This is a genomic window from Streptomyces sp. KR80 (assembly GCF_052245555.1).
Classification (GTDB): domain Bacteria; phylum Actinomycetota; class Actinomycetes; order Streptomycetales; family Streptomycetaceae; genus Streptomyces.
In genome coordinates this window covers 251,399-272,416 of sequence record NZ_JBQQCD010000004.1, presented here as the reverse complement: position 1 = coordinate 272,416, position 21,018 = coordinate 251,399, and the positions used below count along the sequence as shown (strand labels likewise).

Here is a 21,018-nt window from a genome sequence, read left to right as displayed (position 1 = left end):
GCCCGATGAGCCAGGCGGCGCAGAACCTGAACTGGTTGATCACCAGTTTTGTGGACAACACCCCCGGGGTGTCGCACACCGTGGTGGTCTCCGCCGACGGACTCCTTCTGGCGATGTCCGAAGGGTTCCCGCGCGACCGCGCCGACCAGCTTGCGGCCGTGGCCTCCGGCCTGACCTCGCTGACGGCCGGCGCCTCCCGCATCTTCGAAGGCGGATCGGTCAATCAGACCGTGGTGGAGATGGAACGCGGCTTCCTCTTCATCATGTCCATCTCGGACGGTTCGTCACTCGCCGTACTCGCTCACCCGGAGTGCGACATCGGCCTCGTGGGCTACGAGATGGCCCTCCTGGTCGACCGCGCGGGCACCGTCCTCACCCCGGACCTCCGCGCAGAACTGCAAGGAAGCCTTCTCAACTGAACGGAACAACGCGAACCTCGTACGTGAAACAACCGACCCCGTCCGGCCGATAGCACCTTCCCCCCACCGGCCCCCCAGACGGCAAGCCGACCACTGCTGTCCCGCCCGGAGGACTCCAATGACCCCGCCCCATTCGCACGGCCCGTACGGCGCCTCTCAGGACGCGTCGTTCGGCGATGAAGGCGACCAGCCGCTCGTACGGCCGTATGCGATGACGGGTGGCCGGACCCGGCCCCGCTACCAGCTCGCCATCGAGGCACTGGTCAGCACCACGGCCGAGCTGGCCCAGCTTGCCGCGCTGCTCCCCGAGCACCAGCGCATCTGCCACCTGTGCCGGGAGGTCAAATCGGTGGCGGAGGTCTCCGCGCTGCTCGCCATGCCGCTGGGGGTGGCCCGGATCCTCGTCGCCGACCTGGCGGAGGCCGGGATGGTGGCGATCCATCAGCCGGGTGGCAGCGGCGAAGCCGGCGGTACGCCGGACGTGACACTGCTCGAAAGGGTGCTTAGTGGACTTCGGAAGCTCTAGCGGTGCAGCGGCCCGCTCCACCACTTCCGCGAAGATCGTGGTGGCGGGCGGCTTCGGCGTGGGCAAGACCACGTTCGTCGGTGCGGTATCGGAGATCAATCCGTTGCGCACCGAAGCCGTGATGACCTCCGCCTCGGCGGGAATCGACGACCTCAGCCACGTCCAGGACAAGACCACCACCACGGTGGCCATGGACTTCGGCCGGATCACCCTGGACCAGGACCTGATCCTGTACCTCTTCGGTACCCCCGGACAGGACCGCTTCTGGTTCATGTGGGACGACCTGGTCCGCGGCGCCATCGGCGCCGTCGTCCTGGTCGACACCCGGCGACTGGCCGACTGCTTCCCCGCGGTCGACTACTTCGAGAACAGCGGACTGCCCTTCGTCATCGCCCTCAACGGCTTCGACGGACACCAGCCCTACACCCCCGAAGAAGTCCGCGAGGCCCTCCAGATCGGCCCCGACGCCCCCATCATCACCACCGACGCCCGCCACCGCAGCGAGGCCAAGAGCGCACTCATCACCCTCGTCGAACACGCCCTCATGGCCCGCCTGAAATAGGGGCCATCGTAGGGAAGTTGATCGATCGGCGGGCTGTGTCCTTTGACACGGCCCGCCACTGTGTTCATAACGTTTCGACAGAGAATTGTTCAGCTCTCAACACTCGACGCGTTCGCCCGGCTTCGCTGCGCGTATGAGTGACCAGCATTTTGCCAGAGTTCGCCTTTTATGCCCTGTCTACCTGGCGCTGGACAGCGATCGGGCAGTCTTTATCAGGTGTTTGGAATACACACCCTGACGTGCTGCAATTCCCTGAACTGCCGAGTAGTACGGCCCTGGAAAGTCATCGGCACACCTTGGGTGCCGACGCCGAGAGGTTGTTGGTCGAGTGAGGCGAAGCAAGACCGGCCCTGCGTCGCATGAGACGCGGGGCAACTTCACCCCCCCGCCGCGCACTGCGGCGTCACCCGACGACGTGGCCGATCTCGCGCCGCCCGCGAGTGGCAGTCGGCTCTCCCCCCGGAACTGGCGGGTGCCGACCCGGCTGAACGCGATCCTGCTCATCCCGGTGATTGTCGGCCTCGTGATGGGCGGTTTCCAGGTCAAGAGCTCGATCGACACCTGGCGGGAAGCAGAGGACGCCGAGCGCACCGCCCGCCTCGTCCGCGCCGCGGAGACGTACGGCCATGCCCTGCTCGACGAGCGGGACCGTACCGTCGTGCCCCTGCTGAAGGGGAAGCGTGACGACCCGGCCGTAAACGAGGCTCGGTCGGCGACGGACGCCGCGAAGGAGGAGTTCGAAGCGGCCGTCCAGGACATGCCCGCCCGGCCCGGTCTGCAGCGCCGCCTGAAGTCCTTCCGAGAGGGCGAAACCCGCCTCACAGCGCTCCGCGACGCCGCCTACACTCCGAAGCTTCCCGGGGTGCAGACCGAGGAGGCCTACGTCAAGGTCCAGCACTCGCTGCTGGAGTTCGCCAACGAGCTCGGCCTCGGCACCGGCAACATCACCAGCTACGGCCGTACCGTCTATGCGATCTCGCTCGCCAAGGGCGCCGAGTCGCTGCAGCGCTCCATCGGTATGCACCTCCTGGTGAAGCCCGGCCCCTCGGCGAAGGACCGCAGCGCCCAGGTCACCGCGTTCACCTCGTACGCCTACCTGGAGAACATCGCCCTCGCCGAGTACGTCTCCGGTGGCACGGAGGCGGACCAGCAGGCCCTCCGCGAGGCGATGCAGGCGGCCCAGGAGCAGGGCAAGAAGAAGGTCGCCGAGGCCAAGAAGAAGGCCGATGCCGTCGGTGCGCCGTTCGTGCCGCCCCCGCCGATGCAGGAGATGGTCACCCAGCTCGGCCGGTTCACCGGCGCCGCCGACCTCCGGCCGAAGGGCATCACCCCCGAGTCCTGGTTCGCGACGGCGACCGGCAAGTTCGAGGCCTACCGCACCATCGAGCAGGGACTCGTCGACAACGCGGTGAACGAGGCCTCGGAGATCTCCGACGACGCCAAGCGGGACGCGATCGTCAACGGTGGCATCGTGCTCATCGCACTGCTCGCCGCCTTCGTCATCGCCGGCCTGATGGCCCGCTCGATGAGCCGCAGCATGCAGCGCCTGCGCACCGCGGCGTTCGACGTCGCCGAGCAACGGCTGCCGATGCTGGTCGACCAGCTGTCCCGTACCGACCCGGGCCGCGTGGACACCAGTGTCCGGCCGATCCCGATCACGAGCCAGGACGAGATCGGCGAGGTCGCCCGGGCCTTCGACCAGGTGCACCGCGAAGCGGTCCGGCTCGCCGCCGAACAGGCACTGTTGCGGGGCAACGTCAACGCGATCTTCACCAACCTCTCGCGCCGTAACCAGGGCCTGGTCGAGGGCCAGCTCACCCTCATCAGCGAGCTGGAGAACAACGAGGCCGACCCGGACCAGCTGGAGAACCTCTTCCGGCTCGACCACCTGGCGACGCGTATGCGCCGCAACGGTGAGAACCTCCTGGTCCTCGCGGGCGAGGAGCCGGGCCGCCGCTGGAACCAGCCGGTGCCGCTGGTGGACGTGCTCCGCGCCGCCACCTCGGAGGTGGAGGCCTACGAGCGCATCGAGATATCCGGCGTCCCGGAGACCGAGATCCACGGCACCGCCGTGAGCGACCTCGTGCACCTGCTCGCCGAGCTGCTGGAGAACGCCACCTCCTTCTCCTCGCCGCAGACCAAGGTGCGGGTCACCGCGACCCGGCTGCCCGACGGCCGTGTCATGATCGAGATCCACGACAAGGGCATCGGCCTCACCGCCGAGGACTTCGCGGACATCAACCACAAGCTGGCCAACCCGCCGACCGTGGACGCGGCGATCTCCCAGCGCATGGGCCTGTTCGTGGTCGGCCGCCTCGCGGACCGGCACGGCATCCGAGTACAGCTGCGCCCCTCCGGCGAGCAGGCCGGTACGACGTCGCTGGTCATGCTCCCGGACTCGATCACGCACGGCGGTGGCGGCGACGAGCTGCCCGAGGACGACTTCACCGTCTCCCGGATCATGCCCGAGCAGCACCAGCCGTACGGCGGCCCGCAGGGCCCGCAGGGCCCCATGCGGACCGCGGCCGAGCTGGGCTTCGACGACAGCCGTTACGAGATTCCGGACGACGCCCGCGAGCTGGACCCGGTGGGCCGTTCACTGTTGCGCGATGAGCGGCGTGCGCAGCTGGAGGCCCAGGCGGGCATCGAGCGCTCGGCGTTCCGCGAAGAAACGGATCAGCAGTCCGGGTACGAGGAGCCGCAGCGGGGCTACGAATCCGCCGAGTTCCCGCAGGCCGCCTATCCGGAATCGGGCTATCAGGAGCAGCGTTACCCGGAGTCCGGCTACCCGGAGCCCGGCTACCGCGAGCCCTCGGTCAACGGACAGCAGCCGTACCCGCAGTACGACGCGCAACCGCAGCAGAATCAGTGGACCGAGCCCACCGCGTACGAGACCCGGTACGAGCCGGACGGCGGCCCGGAATCGGGATCTCAGGGCGCTCCCGCGGAAGCCCCGGAGCGCGTAGGCTTCGACCGTCCGGGCCCTCCCCCCGGCTCCGCTGGGGGGACCCCCACCTCGGGCAGCTTCCGCTCCACAACCGGCGCCGGCCTGCCGCGCCGTGAGAAGGCGTGGCAGCAGCCCGTGGAGGAACCGCCCGGCCGTCAGGCTGGGGGAGAGCCGGAGCGGACTCAGCAGGTCCCCCGGGTCCAGGAGAATGGCGGCACCGACTGGCGCACGGCGAACGACGAGCGCTGGAAGCGCGCCGAACAGCTCCGGGACCCGAAGGCCGGCGGAGTCACTCCGTCCGGACTCCCCCGGCGGGTGCCCAAGGCCAACCTGGTCGAAGGCACCGCAGAGCAGACCCCGCAGGGCGGCCCCCAGGTCTCCCGCGCACCCGAGGACATTCGCGGCAGGCTGAGCAACCTGCGGCACGGTGTCCAGCGGGGACGCAACGCAGGGACGGACACCAGCCGCCAGGGCTTCGGTCCCGGCGGCAGCACCTACGATCAGGAGCGTTAGTGTGAGCCCGATGAGCCAGGCGGCGCAGAACCTGAACTGGTTGATCACCAACTTCGTGGACAACACCCCTGGGGTGTCGCACACCGTGGTGGTCTCCGCCGACGGACTCCTTCTGGCGATGTCCGAAGGGTTCCCGCGCGACCGCGCCGACCAGCTTGCGGCCGTGGCCTCCGGCCTGACCTCGCTGACGGCCGGCGCCTCCCGCATCTTCGAAGGCGGACCGGTCAATCAGACCGTGGTGGAGATGGAACGCGGCTTCCTCTTCATCATGTCCGTCTCGGACGGTTCCTCACTCGCCGTGCTCGCTCACCCTGAGTGCGACATCGGCCTCGTGGGCTACGAGATGGCCCTCCTGGTCGACCGCGCGGGCACCGTCCTCACCCCGGATCTCCGCGCAGAACTCCAAGGAAGCCTTCTCAACTAGCAAACAGGCAGTGCTTTTCGCGCCACCGCACCATAAGGTGCGGTGGCGCGGCCCCTCAGCAGGAAGCGCAGAACGGCAGTTGGAGGAGGAAGAACAGTGGCGACACCCCCGGGCGGTTACCCCTACGGCGGTGGACATCAGTCTCAGCCGCCGGGTGAGCAGGACAACCGCTTCAACTTCCCCTCCACACCAAGCCGTCAGACGCCCCCTCAGCACCAGCAGCCGTACGACCTGCCGCAGCCGCGCATCCAGCCGGTCCAGCCGCATCGGCGCCAGAATCCGCAGCCTTCGCCCGCGGGCGGCAGCTCGAACCCTCTGGTGCGGCCGTACGCGATGACGGGTGGCCGGACCCGGCCGCGCTACCAGCTCGCCATCGAGGCACTGGTGCACACGACGGCAGCACCGGCCCAGCTGCAGGGGCAGCTGCCGGAGCACCAGCGCATCTGCCACCTCTGCCGGGAGATCAAGTCGGTCGCCGAGATCTCCGCACTGCTCTCCATCCCCCTGGGCGTGGCCCGCATCCTCGTCGCCGACTTGGCGGAGGCCGGGCTTGTCGCCATCCATCAGCCCGGCGGTGACGAGTCCGCCGGTGGTCAGCCAGACGTGACACTGCTCGAAAGGGTGCTCAGTGGACTTCGGAAGCTCTAGCGGTGCAGCTCGCTCCACCACCTCCGCGAAGATCGTGGTGGCGGGCGGCTTCGGCGTGGGCAAGACCACGTTCGTCGGCGCGGTCTCGGAGATCAACCCGCTGCGCACCGAAGCCGTAATGACCTCCGCCTCGGCGGGAATCGACGACCTGACGCACGCGCCGGACAAGACCACGACGACCGTGGCCATGGACTTCGGCCGGATCACCCTGGACCAGGACCTGATCCTGTACCTCTTCGGTACCCCCGGACAGGACCGCTTCTGGTTCATGTGGGACGACCTGGTCCGCGGCGCCATCGGCGCCGTCGTCCTGGTCGACACCCGGCGACTGGCCGACTGCTTCCCCGCGGTCGACTACTTCGAGAACAGCGGACTGCCCTTCGTCATCGCCCTCAACGGCTTCGACGGATACCAGCCCTACACCCCCGAAGAAGTCCGCGAGGCCCTCCAGATCGGCCCCGACGCCCCCATCATCACCACCGACGCCCGCCACCGCAGCGAGGCCAAGAGCGCACTCATCACCCTCGTCGAACACGCCCTCATGGCCCGCCTGCGGTAAGTGCAGAAACGTATGTGAAGGCCCCGCACTCGTCAGGAGTGCGGGGCCTTCGCCACGTGGCCCTGAGCGGCGTCAGGGCCCTGAACTCAGCGCTGCCAGCTGTGCGGGGCACGGAAGCCGGGCTGGCGCTCCAGGCGGCGCCAGCGGGGCGTGGAGCGGTGCGGGCGGACGGTGGTGCGGCGGTGGGTGGTGCCGGCCGTGCGGGCCAGGAGCACCGCGGTGAGGGCCGCCAACTCCTCGGGGTCGGCGTGACCCTTCTCAACGCGGAGGAAGTTCTCGGAACGCATGGAAGTCTCCAGTGCTGCGGCTACTGCGGCGGGTTGCCGTGTTTGCGGGAGGGCAGGTCGGCGTGCTTGGTACGCAGCATCGCCAGCGAGCGGATCAGGACCTGGCGGGTGTCGGCGGGGTCGATGACGTCGTCCACCAGGCCCCGTTCGGCCGCGTAGTACGGGTGCATGAGCTCGGCCTTGTACTCCTTGACCATGCGCTTGCGCATGGCCTCGGGGTCGTCGGCATCGGCGATCTGCTTGCGGAAGATGACGTTCGCCGCGCCTTCTGCGCCCATCACGGCGATCTCGTTGGTGGGCCAGGCATAGGTCAGATCGGCGCCGATGGACTGGGAGTCCATGACGATGTACGCGCCGCCGTAGGCCTTGCGCAGCACCACCGAGATCCGCGGCACGGTCGCGTTGCAGTAGGCGTACAGCAGCTTGGCGCCATGCCGGATGATGCCGCCGTGCTCCTGGTCGACGCCCGGGAGGAAGCCGGGGACGTCGAGCAGGGTGACGATCGGGATGTTGAACGCATCGCACATCTGCACAAACCGGGCCGACTTCTCGCTCGCCTCGATGTCCAGCACCCCGGCGAGGGTCTGCGGCTGGTTGGCGACGATGCCGACCACCTGGCCGTCCAGCCGGGCGAGGGCACAGATGATGTTGGTCGCCCAGCGCTCGTGGATCTCCAGGTACTCGCCGTCGTCGACGAGCTCCTCGATGACCTTGCGCATGTCGTACGGCCGGTTGCCGTCCGCCGGCACCAGGTCCAGCAGGGCCTCGCAGCGCCGGTCCACCGGATCCTCCGAAGCGACCGCCGGGGGGTTCTCCCGGTTGTTCTGCGGCAGCAGCGACAGCAGATAGCGCACCTCGGCCAGGCACGTCTCCTCGTCGTCGTACGCGAAGTGGCACACGCCGGAGGTCTCGGCGTGCACATCCGCACCGCCCAGCCCGTTCTGGGTGATCTCCTCACCGGTCACCGCCCGGACCACGTCCGGGCCGGTGATGAACATCTGCGAGGTCTCCCGGACCATGAACACGAAGTCCGTCAGGGCCGGGGAGTAGGCCGCTCCGCCCGCGCACGGGCCGAGCATCACGGAGATCTGCGGAATCACCCCGGAGGCCCGGGTGTTGCGCTGGAAGATCCCGCCGTAACCGGCGAGCGCCGAGACGCCCTCCTGGATACGGGCCCCCGCGCCGTCGTTCAGCGACACCAGCGGGGCACCCGCGGTGATGGCCATGTCCATGATCTTGTGGATCTTCGTGGCGTGGGCCTCGCCCAGCGCACCGCCGAAGATCCGGAAGTCATGCGCGTAGACGAAGACCGTGCGGCCCTCCACCGTCCCCCAGCCGGTGACCACACCATCGGTGTACGGCTTCTTCGCCTCCAGGCCGAAGCCGGTGGCGCGGTGCCGGCGCAGCGGCTCCACCTCATGGAAGGACCCCTCGTCGAGGAGGAGGTCGATGCGCTCGCGGACGGTCAGCTTGCCCTTGGCCTTCTGAGCCTCGGTCGCCCGGTCGCTGGGTCCGCGCCTGGCCTGTTCACGGATCGCGTGCAGCTCGGCCACTCGCCCACGGGCATCACTCGCCTCGCGGGGCGACTCGTCGAGAAGGGTCATGTATAAACCTTACGAACCGGACCCCCGAAAACCGTCCGTTGACTTCTCACAGTCTCCGACGCGTTTTCCTGGACGCCTTGGACAGAACCACCACCTACACGGCGGACTGGCTACGACAGCGCCCCCTCCGCGCTGTGGAATCTCCACAACCGGTGCCCTGTCGTCTCCTCCCGTTCACACGGTGGAGACCGTACAGCCATGCGGGTACCCCGCGGCCCCCGGGGTGATCCGCAGCCGCAGGGACCGGCCGGTGGAGAGCACCTCGACGGCGGGGTCGCAGGCGATCACCCGGCGGACGGGTCGGTCCCAGGCGACCTCCAGCGTCCGCCCCGATCGCGTGGGTTCGCTCACCTTGATTGTCGCGGTGCGGCCGCCCTCGGCCTCCGGCCCGGGGCGGCGCAGCCGCAGCAGCACGCTCGCGGGTCCGGAGGCGGTGAGTGCGCCGACCGTACCGCCCTCCCAGAAGTTCACCGCCGTGAGGCCGATGGACGGAACCCCGACCCCCTGCTGCCGGGCCGTGTTGGCGAGGACGGTGAGCCAGTGCCGGTCCGCGGCGCGGGCGGCGAGGGCAGACGGGCTTGCACCGGGCATCAGCAGGTAGGCGTACGAGGCGTCGGTCGGGTCGGTTCCGTGGTCGTGCCAGAGGGAGAGCCAGCGGCGGGTGATGGGTTCCGGAGAGCCGCCGGTGTTGATGTCGCGCCAAGAACCGGTACGGGCTTCCCGCAGCGCCGTGAGCCGGGCGCCGCCTGGGAAGACGTACCCGCCGTGCCCGGCCAAGTGGGCCCAGCGGGCGTGGCGGAAGGTCTGCGACCAGCCGAGGTCTCCCGGCTGCACGGCACCGTCGACGGTCAGTTCGGCCGTTCCCCGCTCCCCCAGATTGCGGTTGTCGACGATCGTCTCGACACCCGCCCCGTCCCGTGCGGTGATACCCGCCCCCAGGCAGACGACGGCATCGGCCGCGCAGAACCACGACTTCTTCGCGTCGAGGGTGCTGGCCAGGCCCTTCAGATGCTGGCCGACGGCGGCGAACTCGCCGTCCGTCGTGCCGCCGACCCACTTCACGTCGGGCTTGGGTTCACCCCAGCCGCCGCCCTCGTTGTCGGCGAGGCGCTTGGCCGAGACCGTCGTGCCCGGCAGCCGGTACCAGTCGACGGTCGGCCAGAAGGAGTCGGTGTACTGACCGCCGTTGCCCTTGGGGGCGGCCACCGCGGAACTTCGTCCCGTGCCGCCGCCCCACCAGTAGAGCATTCCGGCACCCGTGTGCCAGCCGCGCGGATTCTCACCGTTGCCGTTCTCGTAGTACGCGATCCGGTCGGAGGCCATGGAGATGTTCGCGACCCAGCCCGGGCGGCGGTGCACCGCGCGGTCCATCGCGGTGAAGAGCTTGTGGCCGACAGGCTCGGGCGTCGCGCGCCCCGGCGCCTGCGCGACCGCCGCGAGCCGCGCCAGGTCCGCCACGTCGAACTGGCGGTCGCGGAGCACCGGACTGGTGGTGTCGCGGGTGATCCAGCCCTTCACCATCCCGTTCCAGCGCTCCCGTTCCGCCGGGGACGCGGCGCCGCCGAGCAGCGCGACGGCGGCGACCAGGAGGTGCCCGTGGTAGTGGTCGCTGCGCACAATGCGGCGCTCATCGCCACGCAGCAGCCCGCGGCTGATGGCCCGCCCGCTGACGCTGTCCATCATCAGGCCATCGAGCAGCAGCGGCGCGTACGCGTTCTCGACGCTGTCGAGGACGATCTGCCGACGGGGGTCGGTGACCTCCCAGCTCGAACCAACGAGCAGGGTGAAGAGCCGGCCGAGCCCGTCGAGCAGCACATGGCCGTACGTGCCGGAGTAGGCGACCCAGATGTGCTGGATGAACGACCCGTCCGCGTAGAGCCCGTCGCCCTTGGTCACGTACGGGAAGACGGGCGAGAGGGCGTCGCGCGCCAGGGCGATCTTCGCCGCCGCTCTGCCGAGGACGCCGCGCAGGGCCACGACCCGGCAGAGGTCGACACGGTTGGCTCCGGTGCTCGTCCCCGCGTAGTCGCCCAGCATGGAGTCCGGCACGAAGTGATCGACGGCGGCGAGATACGCGGCACGCCGGTCCGCGGTGAGCTGCTCGTGCAGGATCGCGACCGTGTCGAGCAGCAGCCGGGGGCTGCCGATCTGCCATTCCCACCAGTTGCCGTAGCGGGTGGTCGACGGGTTGTAGACCCGCGCTTCGAGGTGGTCCAGGCCCCGGATGACGTCGGCGGACAGCGAGGTGTCCCCGGTCAGGCCGGTACCCGGCTGGGCGTACGCGTGCGCCATGACCGCGAGCCTGCCGTAGCTCCGGGTGATCCCGGCGGGCGGGTCGAACGGGCTGTCCGGCCAGAGGGAGGCGTCCGCGGGACTCATGGCGGCCCGGAAGCGCCGGGCGAGGTCGCCGGTCTCCTTCAGCCGGGAGGCGTACGGCTCTGCCGCCGGGTCGTACCCAGCGCCGAGCTGGAGGGTGAGCCATCGCCTCCGCAGGTCGTCGAACTCGTCGTACCGGTCGGCGCTTGGGACGGCACCGCCGGACGAGCCGGCTGCGCGGGCGGGCTGTACCGGACCGGCGGCGGCGAGACCGACAGCGCTTGCACCAGTGGCGGCGAGGAAGCCGCGGCGGGACCAGACGGGCGAAGGCGGCACGGTTCGACCTCCCGACGTGGGGCTGTCCGTAAGTCACGGCGCCGAGGTGCTCGCGGCATCCGCCCGCCGGTCTAGCACGGGGTGCGGAGACCAGCAATGACCATGACAGCACGAGGCGGGAAAGCGCTGTCGCATCGACGCGGACGGCATCCCCCGCGTACCCCAAGGGCCGAGCCGGCCGTCCTGCTCCCCTGGCCCCCCGGGACGCGCGGGCGCAGGCTGGAAGGAGCGGAAGCTTCCGGGGGTCCGCGGACGACCTCCCGAGGAGGAAACCATGACGGCAGCGACCAGGAACGACGCTCCCGTCGCCTTCGAAGGCGGCGGCGTGGAGGTGCGGCTGAAGGAGATCGGCGGAGGCATGTCAGCCGCGTTCATCCGCTTCCCCAAGGGCACCGACATGCGGCCCGTCCTCAAGGGCCAGCCCGATGACCTGTGCCAGTGCCCCCACTGGAGTTACGTGTTCAAGGGGCGACTGGTGATGCACACCCCGCACGGCGACGAGTCCTACGAGGAGGGGCAGGCCTTCTACTTGGCCCCCGGCCACGCCCCTGAGGCGGTGACGGACTGCGAAGTCCTCGACATCTCACCGGCGAAGGAGTTCAACGAGGTCATCGAGCACGTCAAGGCCCAGATGGGCTGAGGACCGGCCCCACCGACCGGTCCCCCGCCCGCCTCACTCCGGCGGCTCCACGCCCGCGCGCAGGAGCCCGTAGGTGTACGCGTCCTCCAGTGCCTGCCAGGACGCGGCGATGACGTTCTCCGCGACACCGACGGTCGACCACTCTCCGGCGCCGTCCGTCGTCGACACCAGCACGCGGGTCGTGGACTCCGTACCGTGCAGGCCCTCCAGGATGCGGACCTTGTAGTCGACCAGCTCCAGCTGCGCCAGCTGCGGATAGATCCGCTCCAGACCCACCCGCAGCGCCCGGTCGAGGGCGTTGACCGGGCCGTTGCCCTCGGCGGTGGCGACGATCCGCTCGCCCTTTGCCCACAGTTTCACCGTGGCCTCGTTGGCGTGCGAGCCGTCCGGGCGGTTCTCCACGATGGCTCGCCAGGACTCGATGCGGAAGTAGCGCCGGGCCCGGCCCTCGACTTCCTCGCGCAGCAGGAGTTCGAAGGAGGCGTCAGCGGCCTCATAGGTGTAGCCCTCGAGTTCCCGCTCCTTGACTCGCTCGACGACGCGGCCGACCAGACCGCGGTCGCCCCCGAGGTCGATCCCCAGCTCCTTGCCCTTGAGCTCGATGGAGGCGCGGCCGGCCATGTCGGAGACCAGCATCCGCATGGTGTTGCCGACCAGCTCCGGGTCGATGTGCTGGTAGAGATCCGGGTCCACCTTGATCGCGGAGGCGTGCAGCCCGGCCTTGTGCGCGAAGGCGGAGACCCCGACGTACGGCTGGTGGGTGGAGGGGGTGAGGTTGACCACCTCGGCGATGGCGTGCGAGATACGGGTCATCTCGGCCAGCGCGCCGGGGGGCAGGACCTGGCGTCCGTACTTCAGCTGGAGCGCGGCGACGACGGGGAAGAGATTGGCGTTGCCCACCCGTTCGCCGTAGCCGTTGGCGGTGCACTGGACGTGCGTGGCGCCCGCGTCCACGGCAGCGAGGGTGTTGGCCACCGCGCAGCCGGTGTCGTCCTGGGCGTGGATGCCCAGCCGTGCCCCGGTGTCGGCGAGGACGGTGGAGACCACCGCCTGGACCTGCGCGGGCAGCATGCCGCCATTGGTGTCGCAGAGCACCACGACGTCCGCCCCGGCTTCCGAGGCGGTGCGGACGACCTGCTTGGCGTACGCGGCGTTGGCCCGGTAGCCGTCGAAGAAGTGCTCGCAGTCGACGAAGACCCGGCGACCCTGCGACCGGAGGTAGGAGACGGTGTCCGCCACCATTGCCAGGTTCTCCTCCAGCGTGGTCCGCAGCGCCAGCTCCACATGCCGGTCGTGCGACTTGGCGACCAGCGTGATCACCTGGGCGCCGGAGTCGACCAGCGCCTTCACCTGCGGGTCGTCGGCGGCCGCGATCCCGGCCCGGCGGGTCGACCCGAAGGCGACCAGCTGCGCGTGCTTGAAGTCGATCTCCGCCTGCGCCCGGGCGAAGAACTCGGTGTCCCGTGGGTTCGCACCGGGCCAGCCACCCTCGATGAAGCCCACGCCGAAGTCGTCCAGATGCCGGGCGATGGTCAGCTTGTCGGCGACCGTGAGGTTGATGCCCTCACGCTGCGCGCCGTCGCGCAGCGTGGTGTCGAAGACGTGGAAGTGGTCCCCGGGGGACGTGGGACCGGTTGCGTCCGTCATGCTGATCTGACTCCTGATTCAGGATATCCGTCTATCTGGGGTCGCCCGTGCCGAAGGCCAGGGCAGACCGGCTCCGTCTCCCCCAACGCTCGTGCGCTCCGCATCCGGCATGGGTGGCCGGGAAACGAAAAGACCCCTCGCGGGTGCGAGAGGTCTGCGCGCGGGTCTGGGACACGGTGTCCGCTCCGTATCGGGTCCTACGGGGCGGTCACTGCGGACCGGCGCGCCCTGCCAATAATCATGGCGAAGGAGAGCACGGAGGCAGTGTGCCACGGAGTGCGCTCCGCGCGGGTGCAGGTCTCACGATGTGGGCGTGGCGCCGAGCCCGGGACGCGCCCGACACCCCCGAGCGGCGCCGAGCCCGCCACCAGCAAGCCGTGGCGGGGCCATCCTGCTCGTATCGCCCCCGGCGGGCCGCCCCCATCCCAGGGTGGGCGGGACGGACGCTGCGCCGACGGCCCGCGGCGGAGCTACGGGAGCAGCGCCTCGTCCAGGAAGTCCCGTACGTGGGCGAGCACCTGGTCCCGGTCCGTGCCGGGCAGGCCCACCACCAGATGCGTGCCGAAGCCGTCCAGCAGGGCCCGGATACGCGTGGCGAAGCGGTCCGGGTCGACCGCGCGCAGCTCCCCGCGCGAGGCGCCTTCGGCGAGCAGCGCCACCAGGTCGCGGTGCCAGGCCAGCTCCAGCTCCAGCTGGCGGGCACGGGCGTCGTCGTCGGCGGACTGCGAGCGGTTCCACACCTCGAGCCACAGCGTCCAGCGCGGATCCCGCCGGCCGTCCGGCAGATAGAGGTCCACAAAGGCGTCGAGCCGCTCGCGGGCGGGGACCCGCCGGGCCAGGGCCGCCCGGCGCCGGGACCCCAGATGCTCCTCGCTCCACTGCAGGGTCTGCAGCAGCAGCTCGTCCTTGCTGCCGAAGTAGTAGAGGATGTGGCCACTGCTCATCCCCACCTGGCGGCCGAGCCCGGCCATGGTGAGCTCGGCCAGCCCGCGCTCGGCGATGGTCTCCATGGCGGCGGCGAGGACCTGCTCCCGCGGCTGCTCGCGCCGTCGCCGAGGAGTGCGGGCAGGACCGGACACCGGATCGTCTTCCTCCTGGGTCGCCCGCGTGATCAGACCGCGGGCTGTTGCTGGGTGATGCAGTGGATACCGCCACCGGCTGCGAATATCGTACGGGCGTCGACCAGGGTCACCGTCCGCTCGGGGAACAGCCGACGGAATATCCCGGCGTTGTGCTCGTCCATCGGGTCGCCGAATCCGCAGAGCACGACGCCGCCGTTGCAGAGGTAGTGGTTGACGTAGGAGTAGTCCGCCAGCTCACCGTCCTCGTCGTGGGTGACGGTGGGCGCGGGCAGTTCCACGACCTCGATCGCCCGGCCGCGCGCGTCCGTGGCGGAGCCGAGGATCTTGATCACTTCCCGTGAGACGTCGTAATCGGGATGGGCCGGATCGGGCTGGGAGTGCACGACCACGACGCCGGGCCGCGCGAAGGCGGCGACGATGTCGACGTGGCCTCGGGTACCGAACTGCCCGTAGTCCGCGGTCAGCCCGCGCGGCAGCCATATCGCCTTTCGCGTGCCGAGGTGGGCGTGGATCTCGGCCTCGGCCTGCTCTCGTGTCATGCCGGGGTTGCGGCCCGGGTCGAGCTGCACGGTCTCGGTAAGCAGCACCGTGCCCTCACCGTCGACATGAATACCGCCGCCCTCGTTGACCAGTGACGTGGCGTACCGCTGAGCGCGGGCCAGTTTCGTCACGTGCGCGCCGGCCAGGGCGTCGTTCTCCCACCGGGCCCAGTCCTGGGCGCCCCAGCCGTTGAACACCCAGTCGACCGCCGCGAGTCGGCCGCCCCCGGTGAGGAAGGTCGGGCCGATATCCCGCATCCAGGCGTCGTCGAGCGCGCGCTCGACGACCTCGACCCCCGGGCCGAGGATCTTTCGGGCAGCCCTGGCCTGGCCGGTGCCCGCGACGACCGTGACGGGTTCGAAGCGGCGGACGGCCAGCGCGACCGCGGCCCAGGCCCGGCGGGCCTTCGTCAGCGTCGCGTCGCCTTCCGCACCGAAGGTGACGTTAGGCCCGGGCCAGGCCATCCACGTACGGTCGTGGGGCGCCCACTCCGGGGGCATGCGGAAGCCGTCGGCGGCTGGGGTGTTCGGCATCGTCGAGGTCCTCAGGGGTGGTGGGTCACAGGAAGTACAGGCGGCTGAGCGAGACCTGCTCGGCGGGGTCCGAACGCATCGGTGCGCCGTCGAGGGTCACCAATCCGGTGCGCGCATCCACCTGCACGTCTCCGATACGGGAGTTGTGCAGGAGGTCGGCGGGCCCGATGGAGCGGGTCCCGCGCACGGCGACGCGCCGGCGCCGGGTGGGAAGGGAGTCGAAGGCCCTTCCGGGAGAGCCGGCCGTGGCGGCGGCTCCGCTGACGAAGGCCACGGACAGATCGGCGGCGGTCGCACCGTGGGCCCCGAACAGCGGCCCGATCACCAGCGGTTCACAGGTGTCCGTGGCGGCGTTCGGATCGCCGGTGACCCCGTACGCGGGGAAGCCGGACTTCAGCACCATCTGCGGCTTCGCGCCGAAGTACTGCGGCCGCCAGAGCACGATGTCCGCCATCTTGCCGACCTCGATCGACCCGATCTCGTGCGCGAGGCCGTGTGCGATGGCGGGGTTGATGGTGAGCTTGGCGACGTACCGGCGGACGCGCTCGTTGTCGTCGTGCGGACCGTCCCCTTCCAGCGGCCCGAGCTCCGCCTTCATCTTCCCGGCCATCGCGAACGTACGCCGCACGGTCTCCCCGGCGCGGCCCATGCCCTGGGCGTCGGACGAGGTGATGCCGATCGCACCCAGGTCGTGGAGGACGTCCTCGGCGCCCATGGTCCCGGCCCGGATGCGGTCGCGGGCCATGGCGGCGTCGCCGGGCAGGTCGGTCTTGAGGTCGTGGACGGAGACGATCATGCCGTAGTGCTCGGCGACCGCGTCCCGTCCGAACGGCAGCGTCGGATTCGTGGACGAGCCGATGACATGGGGCACCCCCGCCATTTTGAGGACGTTGGGGACGTGCCCGCCGCCGCAGCCCTCGATGTGGAAGGCGTGAATGGTCCGGCCGTCCAGTACTGAGAGCGTGTCCTCGACCGACAGGCATTCGTTGAGGCCGTCGCTGTGCAGGGCGACCTGGACGTCGTGCTCCTCGGCGACCCGAAGCGCCGTGTCGAGCGCGCGGGTGTGCGCGCCCATGTCCTCGTGCACCTTGAAGCCGCTGGCCCCGCCCTCGGCGAGCGCCTCCACGAGCGGCGCGGGGTCGGAGGACGAACCGCGGGCGAGGAAGCCGATGTTGACCGGCCAGGCGTCGAAGGAGTTGAAGGCGTGGCGCAGCGCCCAGGGCGAGTTGACCCCGACGCCCCACACCGGGCCGAACTCCTGGCCGATGACGGTGGTCACGCCGGAGGCGAGCGAGGCCTCCATGATGCGTGGCGACAGCAGATGGACATGGGTGTCCACGGCACCGGCGGTGGCGATCAGCCCCTCGCCGGAGACGATCGAGGTGCCGGTGCCGACGACGACGTCCACGCCGTCGAGGGTGTCGGGGTTACCCGCCCGGCCGATCGCATGGATCCGGCCTTCCCGGATGCCGATGGAGACCTTGCGGATGCCCTGGACGGCGTCGATGACCAGCACATTGCTGATCACGACGTCGCAGGTCTCGCGCACCGGGGCGGCTTTGAGCAGAAGCCCGTCGCGGGCCGTCTTACCGAAGCCGGCCAGGAACTCGTCGCCCAGTGCCTGCGCATCGGACTCGACGCGCACCACCAGCCCGGTGTCGCCCAGGACCACCCGGTCCCCGGCGCGCGGTCCGTGCACGGCGGCGTAGTCGCGGGGATCGATGCCGGTCACCGGTTCTCCTCTGCGTCGTCCTCGGGCGCATCGCGCACCACGCCGTGTGGGGATGCCCCCTGGTAGCCGCACGCCGCCGCGCGGCGCAGCGCCTCCTCCTTCGCCCCCGGCGCATCCAGCGGCCCGTCGACCAGACCCGCGAAGCCGATCGCGATCCGCTCGCCGCCGATCGGTACGAGGCCGACCTCCGCCTCCGCGCCGGGGGCGAAGCGGACCGACGAGCCGGCCGGTACCGCCGGCCGCATGCCGTATGCCGCGGAGCGGTCGAAATCCAGCCGCGGATTGGCCTCGAAGAAGTGGAAGTGCGAGGTCACGCTGATGGGGACGGCCGCGGTGTTGCGAACGCTCAGCGTGACAGCAGGTACGAGTTCGGGTCCTGCCGGGCCCGGCAGGACCGCGCCGGGCGCAGCGTCACCGAGCGTTCCTTCCGCCGCCTCCGGCGCGATCCCCCACCGGATGGGATCCGATACCACGGCGAGCCGGGAGCCGTCGTCGAAGACCGCCTCCACATGCACCTCCGTCACCACATCGGCCACGCCGGGGAGCACGTCGTCGGGGCCCAGCACGCCGCGGGCCGCGTCGATCGCCTCCGCGAGCCGCCGCCCGTCCCGAGCGGCCTCGCAGACCGTGTCCGCGATCAGCGCGGTCGCCTCCGGGACGTTGAGCCGCAGGCCGCGCGCCCGGCGCGCCCGCGCCAGCTCCGCCGCGCCGAACAGCAGCAGCCGGTCACGCTCCGTCGGGGTGAGCCGCACTCGCCGCACCTCCCTGCCGAGAATCCATCCGTTGTTTAGAGCACTGTTCTAACCATGACCTGGACAGGTTTCTCTAGTCAAGTGCCTCCATTCGCACCCCGACCGGCACCCCATAACTGAGTAGCACTCTAGAAGCGCGGAGCCCGGTACGGTGGTCGGTCACCGACCCGGGAACGGCGAAGGCCGCGCCCGACGTGTCGTCGGGCGCGGCCTTCGGGGTGCTCGGGCCGTATGGGGCGCGGCTGCGGGGTGGGGGCACTCCCCCAGCTAACGCCGGGGGTACCCCACCCAGCGATAGTCCCCCTGGGCCTAACGGCCCGGGAGGTGCCCCCTGGGAGAAGTCAGCCGCCCACGGGGTGCCTCCAGCCGTGCGCGTCCGGCGCCACGCCGGTCTGGATGTCGAGCAGCGCCTTGCGCAGCTTCATCGTGACCTCTCCAGGCTGCCCGTCGCCGACGGTCCAGTTCGCGCGGGTCGACTTCACCGAGCCGACGGGGGTGATGACCGCCGCCGTGCCGCACGCGAAGACCTCGGTCAGCGAACCGTCCGCGCTGGCGCTCTTCCAGTCGTCCACGGAGATCCGGCCCTCGGAGACCTCATAGCCCAGGTCGGCGGCGATCTCGAGGAGGGAGGCCCGAGTGATGCCGGGCAGCAGCGACCCGGTCAGCTCCGGAGTGACGATGCGCCGCTTGCCGTCCTGCTCCCCGTACACGAAGTACAGGTTCATCCCGCCCATCTCCTCGATCCAGCGGCGCTCGATCGCGTCCAGCCAGACGACCTGATCGCAGCCGTGCTCAGTGGCCTGTGCCTGGGCGACCAGGGAGGCCGCGTAGTTGCCGCCCGCCTTCGCGGCGCCCGTGCCGCCGGGTGCGGCGCGCACGTACTCCTCCGACAGCCAGACCGACACCGGCTTCACACCACCGGAGAAGTACGCGCCGGCGGGCGAGGCGATGACCATGAAGAGGTACTCGCCCGCGGGCTTGACGCCGAGTCCGACCTCGGTGGCGAACATGAACGGCCGTAGGTAGAGCGACTGCTCGCCCTGGCTCGGCACCCACTTCCGGTCCTGCCTGACCAGTGCGTCACATGCCCCGATGAAGGTCTCGGTCGGCAGCTCGGGCATGGCGAGACGACGGGCGGACGCCTGGAAGCGCAGGGCGTTCTGCTCCGGCCGGAAGGTGGCGACGGAGCCGTCGGGCTGGCGGTACGCCTTCAGCCCCTCGAAGATCGTCTGCGCGTAGTGCAGCGTCATATTGGCCGGGTCGATCGAGAGCGGGGCGTACGGCACGAGCTGGGCGTCGTGCCAGCCGCGGCCCTCCGTCCACTTGATCGTCACCATGTTGTCGGTGAAGTGGCGGCCGAAACCGGGGTTGGCCAGGATCGCCTCCCGCTCCGCGTCCGACAGCGGGTGCGATGAGGGCTTGAGCTCGATCGAGGGCGTCGTCATGTCTGCGTGTCCTTCACCATGAGGTCGTGGCGGACCGCACGCTTCGCCTCCGGCGTTACTAGGACGTCCGAGCTTCCCCCCGAGGTGCGGCCACGTGTCCGATTATCACGAATCGTGTCGCCCAGAGGAAACCGTGCGTCCGCGCGGGTTCGGCAGCGCGGCCCAGGGGTCGATGGTCGCACCCGGCACCGCTGTTGCCCAGCGGGGCGGGTGACTCAGCCGCGAGTTGTGTCACTGACAGTCCCCCAGCTACCGCTGGGAGGTGACCCCAGGGGCGGCTGGGCGATGTGAGGTGTCACGTGGACGGCCCCCGCCCCGAAGGGCGAGAGCCGGCGAGCGACGGGGCTCCCGGCTGTCAGCCGGATACTCGGCTCGCGAGCGCGTCACCGATCTCGTCGGTGGTCCGCGTACCGGAGCGCTCGGCGAGGTCGGCGGCAACGGCGGTTTCGATCCGGGCCGCCTCCTCCGCGTAGCCGAGGTGCTGCAGCAGCAGGGCGACGGAGAGGATCGTCGCGGTCGGGTCGGCCTTGCCCTGGCCCGCGATGTCGGGCGCGGAGCCGTGGACCGGCTCGAACATCGACGGGAAAGTCCCGGTGGGGTTGATGTTGCCGGAGGCGGCGAGGCCGATGCCGCCGGTGACGGCTGCGGCGAGGTCGGTGAGGATGTCACCGAAGAGGTTGTCGGTGACGATCACATCGAACCGCTCGGGCTGGGTGACGAAGAAGATCGTCGCGGCGTCGACATGCAGATAGTCGGTGGTGACCTCCGGGTACTCCGCACCGACCTGGTCGAAGATCCGCTTCCACAGATGACCGGCGTGCACCAGCACGTTGTTCTTGTGCACCAGCGTCAGCTTCTTGCGCGGGCGCGCCTTTGCCCGCTCGTACGCGTCCCGGACCACCCGCTCCACGCCGTACGCGGTGTTGAGGCTCACCTCGGTGGCGACCTCGGCGGGGGTACCGGTGCGCAGGGAACCGCCGTTGCCGACATACGGGCCTTCGGTGCCCTCGCGAACGACGACGAAGTCGATGTCGGGACGCCCGGCCAGCGGAGTGGCCGTGTTGGGGAACAGCTTCGACGGGCGCAGATTGATGAAGTGGTCGAAGGCGAACCGGAGTTTGAGCAGCAGCCCGCGCTCGAGGACGCCGGACGGCACGGACGGGTCACCGATCGCACCGAGCAGGATCGCGTCGTGCCGCTTCAGCGACTCCAGTTCCGCGTCGGGGAGGGTCTCGCCGGTGGCGTGCCAGCGCTTGGCCCCGAGGTCGTAGGTCCGGGTCTCCAGCTTCACATCCTGCGGCAGGACGGCGGAGAGGACTTTGAGACCCTGGGCCACGACTTCCTGACCGATGCCGTCACCGGGGATCACTGCGAGATCGATGCTGCGAGCCATGACGGCACCCTACTCCGCGTCCCATGACTCGACACATGACGTCCGCCATCCGGACAAGCGGTCCGCGCGCGATGCGGCACGTCGACTTCCGTTCATCCCACGTATGGCGGGGA

General features: G+C 70.1%; 18 protein-coding genes. 8 read left to right on the top strand and 10 right to left on the bottom strand.

The features are described from left to right. The first annotated feature begins 5 nt into the window (after positions 1-5). The 7 genes from ACTWQI_RS08725 (at position 6) to ACTWQI_RS08695 (ending at position 6,598) form a co-directional block, all read left to right on the top strand. A complete protein-coding gene (locus ACTWQI_RS08725) occupies positions 6-419 on the top strand; it encodes a roadblock/LC7 domain-containing protein (RefSeq protein ID WP_443269341.1) in 414 nt (137 codons plus the stop codon). A gap of 118 nt (positions 420-537) precedes the next feature. Next, positions 538-945: a DUF742 domain-containing protein gene (locus ACTWQI_RS08720; protein ID WP_443269087.1), complete on the top strand. Its 408-nt coding sequence runs from the start codon at positions 538-540 to the stop codon at positions 943-945. Beyond that, positions 926-1,507 (top strand): GTP-binding protein, encoded by a 582-nt coding sequence (locus ACTWQI_RS08715; protein WP_443269086.1) that lies wholly within the window; start codon positions 926-928, stop codon positions 1,505-1,507. Before ACTWQI_RS08720 ends, ACTWQI_RS08715 begins: the two co-directional genes overlap by 20 nt. Positions 1,508-1,835: 328 nt before the next feature. Next, positions 1,836-4,967, top strand: a complete 3,132-nt coding sequence (locus tag ACTWQI_RS08710) for a nitrate- and nitrite sensing domain-containing protein (RefSeq protein ID WP_443269085.1) — start codon at positions 1,836-1,838, stop codon at positions 4,965-4,967. A gap of 10 nt (positions 4,968-4,977) precedes the next feature. Further along, on the top strand, positions 4,978-5,391 hold the full coding sequence (locus ACTWQI_RS08705; protein WP_443269340.1) for a roadblock/LC7 domain-containing protein: 414 nt from the start codon (positions 4,978-4,980) through the stop codon (positions 5,389-5,391). Between the two features lie 96 nt (positions 5,392-5,487). Further along, positions 5,488-6,039 carry a DUF742 domain-containing protein gene (locus ACTWQI_RS08700; protein ID WP_443269083.1) on the top strand — a complete coding sequence of 184 codons (552 nt, stop codon included), beginning with the start codon at positions 5,488-5,490 and terminating at the stop codon, positions 6,037-6,039. Then, positions 6,020-6,598: a GTP-binding protein gene (locus ACTWQI_RS08695; protein ID WP_443269081.1), complete on the top strand. Its 579-nt coding sequence runs from the start codon at positions 6,020-6,022 to the stop codon at positions 6,596-6,598. Before ACTWQI_RS08700 ends, ACTWQI_RS08695 begins: the two co-directional genes overlap by 20 nt. Positions 6,599-6,684: 86 nt before the next feature. On the opposite strand, the gene ACTWQI_RS08690 is transcribed toward ACTWQI_RS08695, so the two are convergent. From ACTWQI_RS08690 to ACTWQI_RS08680, 3 genes are all read right to left on the bottom strand, one after another. Continuing rightward, positions 6,685-6,885: an acyl-CoA carboxylase epsilon subunit gene (locus ACTWQI_RS08690; RefSeq protein WP_443269080.1), complete on the bottom strand. Its 201-nt coding sequence runs from the start codon at positions 6,883-6,885 to the stop codon at positions 6,685-6,687. A gap of 20 nt (positions 6,886-6,905) precedes the next feature. Continuing rightward, positions 6,906-8,489, bottom strand: a complete 1,584-nt coding sequence (locus ACTWQI_RS08685) for an acyl-CoA carboxylase subunit beta (protein ID WP_443269078.1) — start codon at positions 8,487-8,489, stop codon at positions 6,906-6,908. Between the two features lie 174 nt (positions 8,490-8,663). Continuing rightward, on the bottom strand, positions 8,664-11,141 hold the full coding sequence (locus ACTWQI_RS08680) for a polysaccharide lyase 8 family protein (protein WP_443269076.1): 2,478 nt from the start codon (positions 11,139-11,141) through the stop codon (positions 8,664-8,666). A 274-nt stretch (positions 11,142-11,415) separates the two neighbouring features. On the opposite strand from ACTWQI_RS08680, the gene ACTWQI_RS08675 reads away from it, so the two are divergent. Beyond that, a complete protein-coding gene (locus ACTWQI_RS08675) occupies positions 11,416-11,781 on the top strand; it encodes a hypothetical protein (protein WP_443269074.1) in 366 nt (121 codons plus the stop codon). Positions 11,782-11,814: 33 nt separating this feature from the next. On the opposite strand, the gene cimA is transcribed toward ACTWQI_RS08675, so the two are convergent. From cimA to ACTWQI_RS08640, 7 genes are all read right to left on the bottom strand, one after another. Beyond that, positions 11,815-13,428 (bottom strand): citramalate synthase, encoded by a 1,614-nt coding sequence (gene cimA / locus ACTWQI_RS08670; RefSeq protein WP_443269073.1) that lies wholly within the window; start codon positions 13,426-13,428, stop codon positions 11,815-11,817. Between the two features lie 470 nt (positions 13,429-13,898). Continuing rightward, positions 13,899-14,507, bottom strand: a complete 609-nt coding sequence (locus tag ACTWQI_RS08665; protein WP_443269070.1) for a TetR/AcrR family transcriptional regulator — start codon at positions 14,505-14,507, stop codon at positions 13,899-13,901. A gap of 32 nt (positions 14,508-14,539) precedes the next feature. Continuing rightward, complete coding sequence (locus ACTWQI_RS08660) at positions 14,540-15,583, bottom strand: agmatine deiminase family protein (protein ID WP_443269068.1); 1,044 nt, start codon at positions 15,581-15,583, stop codon at positions 14,540-14,542. Between the two features lie 25 nt (positions 15,584-15,608). Next, positions 15,609-17,315, bottom strand: coding sequence for an urease subunit alpha (locus ACTWQI_RS08655; protein ID WP_443269066.1), 1,707 nt, complete (start codon positions 17,313-17,315; stop codon positions 15,609-15,611). Next, positions 17,312-18,067 (bottom strand): urease subunit gamma, encoded by a 756-nt coding sequence (gene ureA / locus ACTWQI_RS08650; RefSeq protein ID WP_443269065.1) that lies wholly within the window; start codon positions 18,065-18,067, stop codon positions 17,312-17,314. The genes ACTWQI_RS08655 and ureA overlap by 4 nt, the downstream gene beginning before the upstream one ends. 341 nt (positions 18,068-18,408) lie before the next feature. Continuing rightward, the gene (locus ACTWQI_RS08645) at positions 18,409-19,512 is read right to left on the bottom strand and encodes a branched-chain amino acid aminotransferase (protein WP_443269063.1); all 1,104 of its coding nucleotides are present in this window, start codon (positions 19,510-19,512) and stop codon (positions 18,409-18,411) included. Between the two features lie 355 nt (positions 19,513-19,867). After that, positions 19,868-20,905: a 3-isopropylmalate dehydrogenase gene (locus ACTWQI_RS08640; RefSeq protein WP_443269061.1), complete on the bottom strand. Its 1,038-nt coding sequence runs from the start codon at positions 20,903-20,905 to the stop codon at positions 19,868-19,870. Positions 20,906-21,018 lie beyond the last annotated feature (113 nt).